At 46.5% G+C, this 12427-nt stretch carries 16 protein-coding genes; 6 read left to right on the top strand and 10 right to left on the bottom strand.

What is annotated here, in order from left to right:
• Positions 1-85 precede the first annotated feature (85 nt).
• Positions 86-931, bottom strand: a complete 846-nt coding sequence (gene truA / locus ACTHSA_RS03360) for a tRNA pseudouridine(38-40) synthase TruA (protein WP_004519666.1) — start codon at positions 929-931, stop codon at positions 86-88.
• Positions 932-1158: 227 nt separating this feature from the next.
• Complete coding sequence (locus ACTHSA_RS03355) at positions 1159-3147, bottom strand: FimV/HubP family polar landmark protein (protein WP_004519665.1); 1989 nt, start codon at positions 3145-3147, stop codon at positions 1159-1161.
• Positions 3148-3500: 353 nt separating this feature from the next.
• On the opposite strand from ACTHSA_RS03355, the gene ACTHSA_RS03350 reads away from it, so the two are divergent.
• The 6 genes from ACTHSA_RS03350 (at position 3501) to dtd (ending at position 6903) form a co-directional block, all read left to right on the top strand.
• The gene (locus ACTHSA_RS03350) at positions 3501-4034 is read left to right on the top strand and encodes a septation protein A (RefSeq protein ID WP_049336720.1); all 534 of its coding nucleotides are present in this window, start codon (positions 3501-3503) and stop codon (positions 4032-4034) included.
• Positions 4034-4324: a YciI family protein gene (locus ACTHSA_RS03345; RefSeq protein ID WP_004519663.1), complete on the top strand. Its 291-nt coding sequence runs from the start codon at positions 4034-4036 to the stop codon at positions 4322-4324. The genes ACTHSA_RS03350 and ACTHSA_RS03345 overlap by 1 nt, the downstream gene beginning before the upstream one ends.
• Positions 4321-4593, top strand: coding sequence for a BolA family protein (locus tag ACTHSA_RS03340; protein ID WP_440378798.1), 273 nt, complete (start codon positions 4321-4323; stop codon positions 4591-4593). Before ACTHSA_RS03345 ends, ACTHSA_RS03340 begins: the two co-directional genes overlap by 4 nt.
• Positions 4594-4661: 68 nt before the next feature.
• Positions 4662-5534, top strand: a complete 873-nt coding sequence (locus ACTHSA_RS03335) for a peptidylprolyl isomerase (RefSeq protein ID WP_049336722.1) — start codon at positions 4662-4664, stop codon at positions 5532-5534.
• 44 nt (positions 5535-5578) lie between these two features.
• Positions 5579-6343, top strand: a complete 765-nt coding sequence (locus tag ACTHSA_RS03330) for a peptidylprolyl isomerase (protein ID WP_049336724.1) — start codon at positions 5579-5581, stop codon at positions 6341-6343.
• 98 nt (positions 6344-6441) lie between these two features.
• Entirely contained in the window at positions 6442-6903 is a 462-nt protein-coding gene (dtd, locus tag ACTHSA_RS03325) for a D-aminoacyl-tRNA deacylase (protein ID WP_049336726.1), read from the top strand.
• Between the two features lie 59 nt (positions 6904-6962).
• Here dtd and ACTHSA_RS03320 read toward each other — a convergent pair whose 3' ends face one another.
• From ACTHSA_RS03320 to hisI, 8 genes are all read right to left on the bottom strand, one after another.
• The gene (locus ACTHSA_RS03320) at positions 6963-7481 is read right to left on the bottom strand and encodes a gluconokinase, GntK/IdnK-type (RefSeq protein WP_049336727.1); all 519 of its coding nucleotides are present in this window, start codon (positions 7479-7481) and stop codon (positions 6963-6965) included.
• A 91-nt stretch (positions 7482-7572) separates the two neighbouring features.
• Complete coding sequence (locus ACTHSA_RS03315) at positions 7573-8958, bottom strand: GntP family permease (RefSeq protein WP_004519658.1); 1386 nt, start codon at positions 8956-8958, stop codon at positions 7573-7575.
• Positions 8959-9515: 557 nt separating this feature from the next.
• Positions 9516-10292: a twin-arginine translocase subunit TatC gene (gene tatC / locus ACTHSA_RS03310; protein WP_039862097.1), complete on the bottom strand. Its 777-nt coding sequence runs from the start codon at positions 10290-10292 to the stop codon at positions 9516-9518.
• Between the two features lie 15 nt (positions 10293-10307).
• Complete coding sequence (gene tatB / locus ACTHSA_RS03305; RefSeq protein ID WP_004519655.1) at positions 10308-10970, bottom strand: Sec-independent protein translocase protein TatB; 663 nt, start codon at positions 10968-10970, stop codon at positions 10308-10310.
• Between the two features lie 3 nt (positions 10971-10973).
• Entirely contained in the window at positions 10974-11177 is a 204-nt protein-coding gene (gene tatA, locus ACTHSA_RS03300) for a Sec-independent protein translocase subunit TatA (RefSeq protein WP_003679438.1), read from the bottom strand.
• 35 nt (positions 11178-11212) lie between these two features.
• A complete protein-coding gene (locus ACTHSA_RS03295; RefSeq protein WP_004519654.1) occupies positions 11213-11536 on the bottom strand; it encodes a histidine triad nucleotide-binding protein in 324 nt (107 codons plus the stop codon).
• Positions 11537-11654: 118 nt separating this feature from the next.
• Positions 11655-11978, bottom strand: coding sequence for a phosphoribosyl-ATP diphosphatase (locus ACTHSA_RS03290; RefSeq protein ID WP_003679440.1), 324 nt, complete (start codon positions 11976-11978; stop codon positions 11655-11657).
• A gap of 32 nt (positions 11979-12010) precedes the next feature.
• On the bottom strand, positions 12011-12418 hold the full coding sequence (gene hisI, locus ACTHSA_RS03285) for a phosphoribosyl-AMP cyclohydrolase (RefSeq protein WP_004519653.1): 408 nt from the start codon (positions 12416-12418) through the stop codon (positions 12011-12013).
• Positions 12419-12427 lie beyond the last annotated feature (9 nt).

Genomic DNA, 12427 nt, shown 5'->3' with positions numbered 1-12427 from the left:
AAACCAATTGTGCATTTTTACAACACTTTATTAATTTACACATCAATCCAGCTATTTTGTTGCTTTTATACCAACAATCCGCCAATTAGGCCGTCTGAAAAACGTTACCCGAAACATTCATCCACTCAGGCAGAGGCAGTCTTACCACCCCAAACTCATCAGGATAATCAACGCCTGTCAAATATAGACCGTCAGACATAAAGGTCGGAGGCGCTTTCAATCTGCTTCTTGCATAAAAGATTGACTGAAATTCATCCACACTAATCCTACCACTTCCCACATATACCAATGCGCCCATAATATTGCGCACCATATGATGCAAGAATGCATTTCCATGCAAATCAAGGCACAAATAACGAGGAGTCCCACTAATACTTGCCCTATATAGCGTTTTTATAGGCGATTTTGCCTGGCACTCAGCCGCACGAAAGCTGGAGAAGTCATGTTCACCCTCCAATAAAGCAGCAGCCTGCCTCATCAGATTTAAATCTAATTTCAAATGTGTCCACCCCACCCTGCCAACCAACAACGGAGAACAAACCGGAGATGACTCCAGCAAATAACGGTAATGCCGGCCATAAGCATCAAATCGAGCATTAAAATGAGGTGCAACTTTTTGCGCAAGCAATACAGCCACACCGTCAGGCAAATGCGCATTGACTCCACGCACCCACGCTTGCTCCGGACGGCTTACAGATGTATCAAAGTGTACGACCTGAGCTGTCGCATGTACACCCGTATCTGTCCTTCCTGCAACAATAGTATTAATCTGCTCTCCTGCTATTGAAGTTAATGCCTGCTCTAAGGCCGTCTGAACAGTCGGCAAATCTCCAGCCTGTTTTTGCCAACCATAAAAACGACTACCGTCATAAGAGAGGGTCAAAGCCCAGCGCTGCACCAGATGTCCTGTTGTATTTACTTGTTCAGTCATTTCTTATACTTCTTGTAAATTGATATTGTTGCCTACGCTCAAGTAACAAATATTAAAAAGGCGTGATTAACACACGCCTCCATTTTGTATTTCAGACGGCCTTCATCTTCAACCATCATATAAAGCTGAAATCTTACCCAACCAATAATAGACTCAGATAAAATCTTGCTTTTTAATTTACCATAAAAAAGATGCCGTCTGAAACGGCATCTTCATTTGACTAGCACTTACGCGCCAAGTTCTTTCATCAGTTTTTGGGCTTTATGCAGAATATCGCCTTCAGCCTCCTCAATCAGCCCTTGCAATGTTTCTCGAGCCGCTTCAGGATCACCGATTTCGATATACATCTTAGCCAAATCATATTTGGCTTCAAGCGGTGCAGTCATGCCAACTGATTCTGAAACAAAGCCTCTTTCACTATTGCTTTTATCGGCGGCTACTGAAACATCTTCAGCTCCCCATTCCAATGCACCTTCTTCAATCACAAACTCAGAAGCAGCTTCTTCTTTCTCTACTTCTTCTTTGGTTCCTTGAATTTGCAAGTCTTGATCTTGCTTGATCTCGAATGGCAACGCATGGCCGTCTGAAGCTTCAGGGGTTTCTACCGTAAACTCGAGTGGCTCTTCATTTCTTGACTCGGAGACTTTTTTCTCTGCCGCCAAATCAAACTCAGCAAATGTATTTGCCTGCTCTTCTTTACGTTCAGGCATAACAACGGATACCGGCTGATATGGATTTTCTGGTTCAGGTTCGTACACGCTTTCTGTTGATTCGATATTGTCCCAATCAGCATGGCGACGTTGTTCTGTCTCAACATCATGCGTTACTGCACCTGAAAGAATACCTGCCTGACTATTGTCAATCTTACCTAAATCAAGTTTGACATCATCGATATTGGAAGATTCTTCTACTTCATTGATAACCACATCATCTTCAAAATCGTCTTCGATAAGCAGGCCATCTTGAGTTTTTTCAGACGGCATTACTTTAGTTGCAGCAACCGCAGCAGCTGAAGCAGCAACATCTTTCTGTACAGCCTTCTCTTCATCCATACGGCTTACAGGTGCTGCTTCAGGCTCGTCTTTACGTTTACCCGCAGCTTTTAACAACAACCAAGCAGCAATAAGGGCTGCACCGCCTGCCAATAACCATTTCCATAAATTGCCATTTGATTCGCCCTCTGTTTGCTCCGCGATAGAATCAGTGGTTGCAACAGACTCAGAAGCCACTACATTCTCTTGAGCATCAGAAGAAGCCATAGCTTCTTGAATATCGGATGCAGGAACAGTCGATGCGGCATTTTCATTAACCGCTGCAGATGCTGCTTGTTCTGTTTGTTCAGCTGAAGCTTGTTTTACTTCTTCCTGTTGCTGTGTATTTACGCCAGCATCTTTAACCTGGGCTTCAGTTTGAGCCTCAGGCTGAACAACAGGTTTTTCTGTTTTAGCCTCTGTTGCATTAGCGGTTTCATTGGCTTTTTCTGTTGCCGTATTAGTTTTAGCAGGAGCAGAAGCAGCCAAACGTTGCAATTCGCTACGGTTTGGAATATTCAGCACCTTACCTGCCAACATACGGTTGGCATTGTTATCGATAAACACATCCGGATTGGCATTAACCAATGCTTGAATGGTTTGATCCAAGGTCATACCTTGCGGACGGATGCTGGACGCAATGGCAATCAGGGTTTCACCCGTACGCACCAAATGCTGTCTACCTGAACGTGCAGCTGTGTCGTTTTTAGCAGAGGCCGTCTGAACTTGTTTTTTCTCAGCCTTACGCTGCACATCCTTACGCGCTTGAGCTGCCTGATTACCTACTGCTTTATTGTTTTTAGTTGCAGGCTGTTGGGCATTGCGTGTCGGCTCGAAGGATTGGGATTCGGCAGTTTGACGGGGGCGGACGGATGCCGCATCTTTAGCGTCGTATCCGGCCGGATCGATGATAGCAGTGTATTCACGCGATTGCGCGCCGACACCTACTTGGAAAACCAAAACAGGATCTTTGATGGCTTTAGAGGAACGAATGGTAACGACTGCCTTATCGCCTGATTTGCGTACCGCCGCGCGCAAATTACCATTTGAAATAGTGGCCTTACCGCCATTAAGCAGAGCCTGAGCTTCCTCGCCAGTCACAGTGATACTGCCTGTAAAAGGCTCACCCAAATGAGATTGAACGTTCAAACCGCCCAAACCTGCAGAAGCGCTGAGCGATGTCATTAAAGCGATAGAAGCTGTAATTAATTTAATATTGTGATGTTTTTTCAAAACTGATCCCCTGTTCGGAAATTATGGTACTAACCAATGTGCGCGCATTTAACCATATATTTACTAGATATTACGTCATGATATATTTTTAACCCATTTCTGCCAAGCAATACAGGCTATTCAGCCTGAAATTCCTTGGTAAATCTATTACTTTTGCATGCTTGTGTTTCTTTTTTACAAATTTCGCCAACCCAAAACAAATATCTCATATGGATATATGTGGTATTAAAGTCATGGGGAAAGGTGCAAAAAAACACATCTCCCTGTATGATTAGCATTTACTCAATTAGTTTCATCATTAATATATGAAGGTTTTGAGCGACTTATTCGCCGTATTCTTATTTTTCATCACATACATCATCACCAAAGACATGATTGCCGCAACGGCTGTTGCGGTTATAGTCGGTATTGCCCAAGCTGCGCTGACCTTTTGGAAACACCGCAAACTGGACACCATGCAATGGGTCAGTCTGATTTTGATTGTCTTTTTTGGCGGTGCAACGATTCTGCTGAAAGACAACCGCTTTATCATGTGGAAACCGACCGTTCTGTTTTGGATCGGCGCAATCGTCATGCTGTTTAGCCATCTTGCCGGTAAAAACGGGCTAAAAGCCGTGATGGGTAAAGAAATGCAGCTTCCTGATTTTGTATGGACGCGCCTGACTTATGCATGGATTGGCTTCCTGATTTTTATGGGGGCTGCCAATCTCTTTGTCTTTACGTATTTTCCAGACCAATGGGTCAATTACAAATTGTTCGGCACATTGGGTTTCACAATCATTTTTTCTATCGCACAGGGCATGTATCTGATGCGTTTCCAGCCTAAGGAGGATCAATAATGGAATATTTCATGCTTTTGGCCACTGATGCCGAAGATGTCCACGAAGCACGCATGGCAGCCCGCCCTGCTCATTTGGCACGCTTGGAAGAATTGAAAGCGCAAGGCCGTCTGCTGACTGCCGGCCCCAATCCTCTACCAGACAATCCGGAACGCGTTTCCGGCAGCCTGATTGTGGCTCAATTTGAATCTTTGGACGCAGCACAAGAATGGGCTGAACAAGACCCTTACGTCGATGCCGGCGTATACGCAGAAGTATTGATTAAACCCTTTAAAGCCGTGTTCAAATGAGCAATATGCGTCAAATTATCGAGGAACGCCTGCAGGCACTTGAGCCTGAGTTCTTCGATTTTGAAGATGAGAGCCATCTGCACGCCGGCCATGCCGGCAATAAAGGCGGCGGGCATTATGCGATATTGGTGGTCAGCAACGCATTTGAAAATATCGGTCGCCTCCGGCGGCAACGTATGATTAAGCAGCTTTTGCAAGACTTGTTTTCAGACGGCCTGATTCATGCACTCAGTATCAAAGCGGCCACGCCGGACGAATACTTCCATTAAGATTACTACTTAAACTTTGATTTCTAATCATTAATTTATTTCCAATCATTATTTAAAAGAGAAATACGATGAAAAAAACCTACTTTGCTTCAGCCTTGATGCTTGCCCTGACTACCGGCACCCTGTTTGCCCAAACTTTGGTGACCGTCAACGGTCAAGCCATCGACAGCAGCGTTATCGATGACCAAGTTGCTTCCGTACGCGCCAGCAACCCGAACGTTCAAGACACTCCTGAATTGCGTCAAATGCTGACTGAACGCCAAGTTATCAGCACTGTTGTTACCCAAGAAGCTAAAAAATTAAAACTGGATCAAAGCGCTGAATTCAAAACTGCATTGGAGCAAGCGCGTGCCGATGCCGCCAAGCAAGGTGCAGATAAAAAAGCCACATTCAAAACCGAATGGGCAGTTTTCGAAAATGATTTGTTAGGCCAAGCTTTCGCGGCGCATATCGTCCGTCAATATCCTGTTCAAGAAAAAGATGTCAAAGCCGCTTACAACGACTTCAGCAACTTCTATAAAGGTACTCAGGAAGTCCAAATGGGCGAAATCGTGACTGACAGCAGCAGCAATGCCCAAAAAGCCATTGCCGATTTGGATGCGAAAAAAAGCTTTGTTTCGGTATTGAACCAATACTCAATTGACGAAGCGGCCAAAAAAGCCGGCGGTATCCCTAAAGCTTATGTTCCGCTTAAAGATTTGCAAGAATCAGCGCCTCCGCTTTACGCAGCTGTCAAAGACCTGAAAAAAGGTGCGCACACTAAAACGCCGCTGCAAAACGGTAATTTGTACGCCGTTTTCTACGTCAATGACCGCCGTAACGTTACCGTACCTTCTTACGAAGCCTCTAAAAACGAGATTGGCAGCGACTTACAGGCAGCCCGTGTTGATGCGGCCATTCAATCATTGCTGAAAAAAGCCAGCATCAAAGTCAACAAATAATATAACGTGCCCGCCGTGATAACGGCGGGCAATAAGGAACTCACATGAACATCAAGCCCAAAACTGCCGTTTTGGCTATCCTCGCCCTATCAACCATCGGCTTGGCAACTGCCAAAGCACCTGAAATCGATCCCGCCCGTATCGACAGCATGGTTGCCGAAGTATTGAGACAAGCCGATCAACATCCCAACCAGACTGCCAAACCCGATGGTCAGGCAATCCGCAAAGATGTGGTTACACGTTTGCAGACTTTGGAAATTTTGAAAAATGAAGCCATCCAGGCTGGTTTGGACAAAGATGCAGAAGTGCAGAATCAGCTTAAAAACGTTGAAGCTGAGTTTTATGCCAACCAATACGCTGCTTATCTAGAACGTCAAACCGCGGTTGACGATGCTGAGTTGCGCCGTTTCTACGACCATCAAACACGCATTATCAAGCTGCAACAAGTCAGCTTTGCTTCAGCCGACGAAGTACGCGCCGCGCGAGAGCTGCTGCTAAAAGGCTTGTCATTTGAAGAGCTGATGAAACGCTATCCAAACCCCGAACAAGAGTTCGACGGCTTCATCTCTCCGCAGCAGCTCTCTCCTCAACTGGCTACCGCTTTTGCCGACATGAACCGAGGCGATGTAACGCATGAGCCGATTCAAATGGAAAACCGTTTTTATCTGTTTAAACTCAGTGCAGTAGAACACGATCCCAATGCCGAACCTTTCGAACTGGTACGCAATCAGATTGCCCAAGCTGTTAAACGACAAAAAGTCGAGAATCAGATCGAACGTATCTTAAAAGAAAACGGCATTAATCCGTAAATTGATTCAATGGTTTCAGGCCGTCTGAAACCATACTCCAACCCAAAGGGCGTGTCTTTTACGCCCTTTTTTACAAACTTCTTTTATTCAAAAACATCATGCGCGCTGTTATCCAAAAAGTTACCCAAGCCAAAGTTGACGTTTTGTCCGAAAACTCCTGCGAAACCTGCGGCAAAATCGACAACGGATTTATGATATTGCTCGGCGTTACCCACACCGATACAGAAACAGACGCCAAATACATTGCGGATAAAACCGCCAACCTGCGTATCTTTGAAGACGAAAACGGCAAATTAAATTTATCGCTCAAAGATGTCGGTGGCTCGATATTACTGGTTTCCCAGTTTACCCTTTACGCTGATGCGCGCAGCGGCCGCCGCCCATCTTTCTCCAATGCTGCCCCTGCCGAACAAGCGGATAAGCTTTATCAATATACCGCGCAACTTTTGCGCAAACATGGATTGACTGTCGAAACCGGCAGATTCCAAACCCATATGCAGGTTTCCCTTTGCAATGACGGGCCGGTTACCTTATTGCTTGACTCGCAAAAAACATTCTAAATCCCATCAAAAAAGGCCGTCTGAAATATTTCAGACGGCCTTTCCATTTCTGATCATTACTAAATCAAGCCTTGCGCTTTCACCCAGTTCACAATATCTGCCTCAACGGCTTCAGGCGAACCCGGATTGTCAATTTTAACGCCGTACTCATCCGCACCCAGCTCTTCCAAAATCTCCAGCTGCGAATCCAGCATTCCGGCTTTCATATAATGCCCCTGACGCGACAGCATACGTTCAAGATTGATTGCTTGAGGCGGAGTCAGATGAATAAAAGCCACCTTCCCTTCTGCACCACGCAGAATATCGCGATAGTGATGCTTGAGTGCGGAACAAGTAACAATGGAATATTTTTCCCCGTTTTTTGCCTGCTCTGTCATCCAGTCACGCAAATTGCCCAGCCAAGGATAGCGGTCTTCGTCCGTCAACGGAATACCGGCACCCATTTTGTCGCGGTTGGCTTGAGTATGGAAATCATCGCCTTCGGCATATGGGCATTGGTTGAGATGTTTTTGCAAAGACAATGCGGCAGTGGTTTTACCGCAACCGCACACGCCCATCATGACAAAATGTGTCGTCATTTTTCTACTCCTTGTTTATCTAGATTTTAACGGTATTTGAAAACAGGCGGATTGTGTTATCTCAAAAACACTATCCGCCGGCCATTTTCGATTAAACCAAGATAAACAACACTGACGATAAAGCAAAACCGATGAGTGCGATAAGTGTTTGGTTGACCGTCCATGTCTTCAAGGTCGTCGGCACATCCATATCCAACAGACGGCCGACAAGCCAGAAGCCTGAGTCGTTAAAGTGGCTGCAACCAACGGAACCTGCCGCCGTCGCCAATACCACGCAAGTAATCTGCCAATCGCTGAAACCTGCCGCCGCAACGGCCGGTGCCATCAACGCGGCAGCGGTAGTCAGGGCAACAGTCGCAGAACCTTGCGCAATACGCAAAGCCAAAGCTACCAAGAAACAGCCCAGTAAAACAGGAATACCCAAGTCAGCCATGCTGTCGGCCAAAGCCTTACCGATACCGGAAGCACGCAATACGCCGCCGAACATACCGCCTGCACCGGTAATCAAAATAACCGAGCAAACCGGGCCCAATGCGCCATCAATGGTTTTCTCCAAAGCGCTGGCTTTTTCACCACGTTTACTGCCCAATACATACAGGGCTACCAAAACAGAAATCAGCAAAGCAATTGGTGTCGAACCGAGCATTCGTGCAAACTGCACCCAGCCTTCATCCGCACTGACCATTTTCTCGCTGATCAGAGTAGACAAACCAGTATTCAAGAAAATCAACAACATAGGAATTAGCATAATGCCAATGACCGTAGATGCCTTTGCAGGCGCTTTCGGTTGGTCGTTATCTTGCGTACCGCCGCTGAGCAAATCAGGAACGGGCACATGAATGCTGCGGCCCAAAATCTTACCCAATAAATAGCCGCTGAAATACCAAGTAATCAAGGTAACAGGCAAACCCAAAATCAGCAGTTGACCAATATTTGCGCCATAAAATTCAGAAGCTGCAATCGGGCCGGGATGTGGCGGCAGGAAGACGTGCATGACGGAAAATGCGCCAATAGATGCCAACGCATAGGGCAAAACAGTTTGCTTCATGCGGCGTGCCGTTGCAAACACAATCGGCAACATCACCACCAAACCGGCATCAAAGAAAATCGGAAAACCGAAAATCAAAGAAGCCACGCCTAAGGCAAACGGCGCACGATTCTCACCAAAAATCCGAATCAGCGCATCTGCCAAAGACTGAGCACCGCCGGAAGTTTCCACCAAACGGCCAAGCATTGCACCCAAACCAACCAACAACGCCACGCTGCCAAGTGTACCGCCGAAGTTTTTGACCAATACATCATTAACAATGCTGCCCATAGGCAGACCTGTTACGATGGCAGTCAGCAAGCTGACCAATACCAACGTCAGCAAGGCATGAACGCGCAGTTTTACAATCAAAATCAAGATCAGCAAAATCGCTGCCGCGGCGATACCGAGCAAAGTACCGGCACTCAGCGTTTGAGTCCATCCATCCATTTTGAAGCCTTTCTCTGTAAGAAAAATACAAACTTATTAATGTTTCTTAACACACGTAGATAAGATAACACATTTCACTATGGATTCATACGGCTGGATTTAGTCAAAATATAAACTTCTCTTTTTCAAAACCCTTTTTGTAAGATGCTTGATAAATAAGGATTACAACGAAAAACAAGGGTGACAAAAAGGCCGTCTGAAACGTAGTTAATTTTCAGACGGCCTGACATCATTCTTCTCGATAAAATAGAAACGAATATTTTTTCAATTACCTAAAATCAAGTATTTTCGGCTTATGCCTTGGTAAAAATCACCCCATTTCCCAAACGTAATTCCGGCAGTTTGGTATTAAAATCCAGCCCATTGAGGCATGAGGGACTGTTACGCATTACTGCTTCGATTTCGGCAAAATCCTCGGTCAAAAATTTTAGCCGAATCAAAAGAATCTGGACAGTAATGTTTTACGATTCCCCGAACATTCATCATGCTTTTTCTTAAAAACTGAAAGTGCCATGATACAAAGGCCGTCTGAAAAATTCTTCAGACGGCCTTGATTCTTAAACTTCTGCCGGTGGTTGCGGTGTATCCTCATCTTCCTGCTGCGTTTTCGCTTTGGCAAAACGGCTGAACCAAATACCAGCTTCGTAGAGCAGAATCAGCGGAACGGCAAGCAGGGTTTGGGAAATTACGTCAGGCGGCGTGATGATTGCGGCCACGATAAACGCACCGACAATCACATACGGACGCGCATTCTTAAGCTGTGCAGTCGAAACAATGCCCATTTTGGCAAGCAACACCACAACGACGGGAACTTCAAACGTCGTACCGAATGCAACAAACATGCCCAAAATAAAGGACAGGTATTTATCGATATCGGTCGCCATATTGACACCGACAGGGGTTACACCGGCCAAGAATTTGAAAATAACGGGAAATACCAGAAAATAGGCAAACGCCATACCAACAAAGAAGAGCGTCACGCTGGACAACACCAGCGGCGTAATCAAACGCTTTTCGTTTTGGTATAAAGCCGGGGCGACAAACGCCCAGACTTGATACAGCGTGTGCGGCAACGACAGCAGAAACGCCGCCATCAAGGTAACCTTTACCGGCACAAAAAACGGCGCGATCACATCGGTCGCAATCATGCTGGTATCTTTAGGCAGATTGGCCATCAATGGTTCGGCAACAAAAGTATAGAGCTGCTGGGCAAACGGCATCATGCCCAAAAAGCAGACAACGATACCGATGACGATCCACATCATTCGGCGGCGCAGCTCGAGAAGATGCTCGATAAGCGGTTGGACGGGTTGTTCGTGTTGAGGTTCGGACACCGGTTGACTCACTTTTTACTTACGGACGCGCAGTTTGGGCTTGGCGTGGAATTTCGGGCGCATATCGCGTTTGCGGCTCATCGCCTGCTTACGCAAAGAAGTCGTATGCAGCGGAGGAACATCGGCAGCAGGAGCTTCGACATAGCTGACTTCAACCGCCGGTGCGGGGGAAACCGATGCGGTCAAATACTCACGCCAAGCGCGGTCTTGCTCGGACTCGGCATTTTCAGCTCCGACAGGCTCTTGAGTTTGCGCTGCTCCACCCTCTTCAGGAACTTGGGCCGCACTTTCATTTTCAGTGCTGCTTGAAGCCAAATCAGGCAGAGGATTACCGAACTCGTCCACGCCAAAATCAGCTGGCGTTTTTTGTTCGGGCAGGCGCTCCCAAGGCTTGAGGCCATCTGAAATATCATTCAGATTTTTTTGTGCATCATCGCCTAAGTCTTTGATACCGTCGCGAAACTCCGAAGCGGCGGCTTCAAATTCCTGCTTCACCTTGCGCAATTCGTCCAACTCAGCCTGAGTATTGAGCTCCTGCTTGACGTTGTTGACGAAGCCTTGCAATTTGCCGACCAAACGCCCGGCCGTGCGCGCGGCTTGCGGCAGACGTTCTGGACCCAGCACTATTAGGGCGACAACGCCGACCAGCAGCAATTCGCCCAAACCGAAATCAAACATGGATTATGCTTTGTCTTCGTCTTTTTTGTGTTCGATGACTTCGTCTTTTTTGGCATCTTTGCCGTCTGTACCTTCATTCAGGCCTTGTTTGAAGTCATGCACTGCACCGCCGAGGTCTTTGCCGACATTGCGCAATTTTTTGGTACCGAATACCAAAACGACGATAATCAGTACGATAATCCAGTGCCAGAGAGAGAAGCTACCCATGATAAATCCTTGAATTTATTAAAAATAGATGATAGTTATGCAGGCGTACCCATGATATGTATATGCAGGTGGAATACTTCTTGTCCACCGCCTTTGCCTGTGTTGATCAGGGTTTTGAAACCGTCGGTCAAACCTGCCTCTTGGGCGATTTGAGGGACTTTCAACATCATTTTCCCCAACAGGGTTTGATGTTCGGCGGTTGCGTGTGCCAGTGAATCGAAGTGTACTTTCGGAATCAGCAGCAGATGCACCGGCGCAGCAGGACGGATGTCTTTGAAACAAAGCATCTCATCGTCTTCGTAAACAGTTTGTGCCGGAATATCTTTGGTTGCGATTTTGCAGAAAATACAATTATCCATAATGGCTCCAATGGCCGTCTGAAAACGGGTATAACGAGTTTCACCCCAAAAAGGGAAATCGTTTTTGCCCTAAGAGACGGATTCTGAAACAGGTCAAATACGGGATTGTAATATAAATTCAAGATTCTTTGCGAGAAGCTTTTTCCACTAATCCCGACAAACCTTGACGGCGCGCAAGCTCGTTTACTACATCTTCGGCACGCAATCCGTGATGCGCCAATAAAACCATGGTATGAAACCACAAATCCGCCACTTCGTAAACCAAATGTTCGCCACCGCCATCTTTAGAGGCCATCAAGGTTTCACCCGCTTCCTCGATGACTTTTTTCAGAATCTTGTCTTCGCCTTTGTGCAGCAGCTGGGCAACGTAAGAAGCATCGGGATCGCCGCCTTTGCGCGAATCGATGACGTTTTGAATTTGGGTAAGGATAGTATCGGTCATGGTCAGTTTCTCTTATTTTCTTTCAGACGGCCTTAAGGATGTTTATGTCCGTAAATCGCCTCTTCGTCTTTCAACACGGCATCGACTGTCTGCCATGCGCCGTCTTGCCAAACTTTGTAAAAACAGCTTTCGCGCCCAGTATGACAGGCAATGCCGCCGTTTTGTTCAATCAACATGACCACTGCGTCGCCATCGCAATCCAGGCGCAATTCATGTACTTTTTGCGTATGCCCTGACTCTTCGCCCTTCATCCATTGTTTTTGGCGGGAACGGCTGTAATAGTGGGCAAACCCGGTTTCTACGGTTTTTTGCAGGGCTTCGGCGTTCATCCAGGCAACCATCAGCACACGGTGTGTCTGCCAATCTTGGGCAATCGCGCAAACCAAACCTTTTTCATCAAATTTTACGGCATTCAGCAGCGTTTCGTTTATGTTCGACATTCGCATTTT

It is taken from the genome of Neisseria sp. P0008.S002 (assembly GCF_051962805.1).
GTDB classification, from domain to species: Bacteria; Pseudomonadota; Gammaproteobacteria; order Burkholderiales; family Neisseriaceae; genus Neisseria; species Neisseria perflava.
Note: the sequence above shows the minus strand (reverse complement) of the source record. Positions and strands in the feature narration are given on the sequence as shown.

What these genes read in the sequence shown, in the direction of transcription:
- truA (WP_004519666.1), bottom strand. Translation starts at nt 931, where the DNA reads ATGACTGAACAAGTAAATACAACAGGACATCTGGTGCAGCGCTGGGCT.
- ACTHSA_RS03355 (WP_004519665.1), bottom strand. Translation starts at nt 3,147, where the DNA reads ATGACATCGCTCAGCGCTTCTGCAGGTTTGGGCGGTTTGAACGTTCAA.
- ACTHSA_RS03350 (WP_049336720.1), top strand. Translation starts at nt 3,501, where the DNA reads ATGAAGGTTTTGAGCGACTTATTCGCCGTATTCTTATTTTTCATCACA.
- ACTHSA_RS03345 (WP_004519663.1), top strand. Translation starts at nt 4,034, where the DNA reads ATGGAATATTTCATGCTTTTGGCCACTGATGCCGAAGATGTCCACGAA.
- ACTHSA_RS03340 (WP_440378798.1), top strand. Translation starts at nt 4,321, where the DNA reads ATGAGCAATATGCGTCAAATTATCGAGGAACGCCTGCAGGCACTTGAG.
- ACTHSA_RS03335 (WP_049336722.1), top strand. Translation starts at nt 4,662, where the DNA reads ATGAAAAAAACCTACTTTGCTTCAGCCTTGATGCTTGCCCTGACTACC.
- ACTHSA_RS03330 (WP_049336724.1), top strand. Translation starts at nt 5,579, where the DNA reads ATGAACATCAAGCCCAAAACTGCCGTTTTGGCTATCCTCGCCCTATCA.
- dtd (WP_049336726.1), top strand. Translation starts at nt 6,442, where the DNA reads ATGCGCGCTGTTATCCAAAAAGTTACCCAAGCCAAAGTTGACGTTTTG.
- ACTHSA_RS03320 (WP_049336727.1), bottom strand. Translation starts at nt 7,481, where the DNA reads ATGACGACACATTTTGTCATGATGGGCGTGTGCGGTTGCGGTAAAACC.
- ACTHSA_RS03315 (WP_004519658.1), bottom strand. Translation starts at nt 8,958, where the DNA reads ATGGATGGATGGACTCAAACGCTGAGTGCCGGTACTTTGCTCGGTATC.
- tatB (WP_004519655.1), bottom strand. Translation starts at nt 10,970, where the DNA reads ATGTTTGATTTCGGTTTGGGCGAATTGCTGCTGGTCGGCGTTGTCGCC.
- tatA (WP_003679438.1), bottom strand. Translation starts at nt 11,177, where the DNA reads ATGGGTAGCTTCTCTCTCTGGCACTGGATTATCGTACTGATTATCGTC.
- ACTHSA_RS03295 (WP_004519654.1), bottom strand. Translation starts at nt 11,536, where the DNA reads ATGGATAATTGTATTTTCTGCAAAATCGCAACCAAAGATATTCCGGCA.
- ACTHSA_RS03290 (WP_003679440.1), bottom strand. Translation starts at nt 11,978, where the DNA reads ATGACCGATACTATCCTTACCCAAATTCAAAACGTCATCGATTCGCGC.
- hisI (WP_004519653.1), bottom strand. Translation starts at nt 12,418, where the DNA reads ATGTCGAACATAAACGAAACGCTGCTGAATGCCGTAAAATTTGATGAA.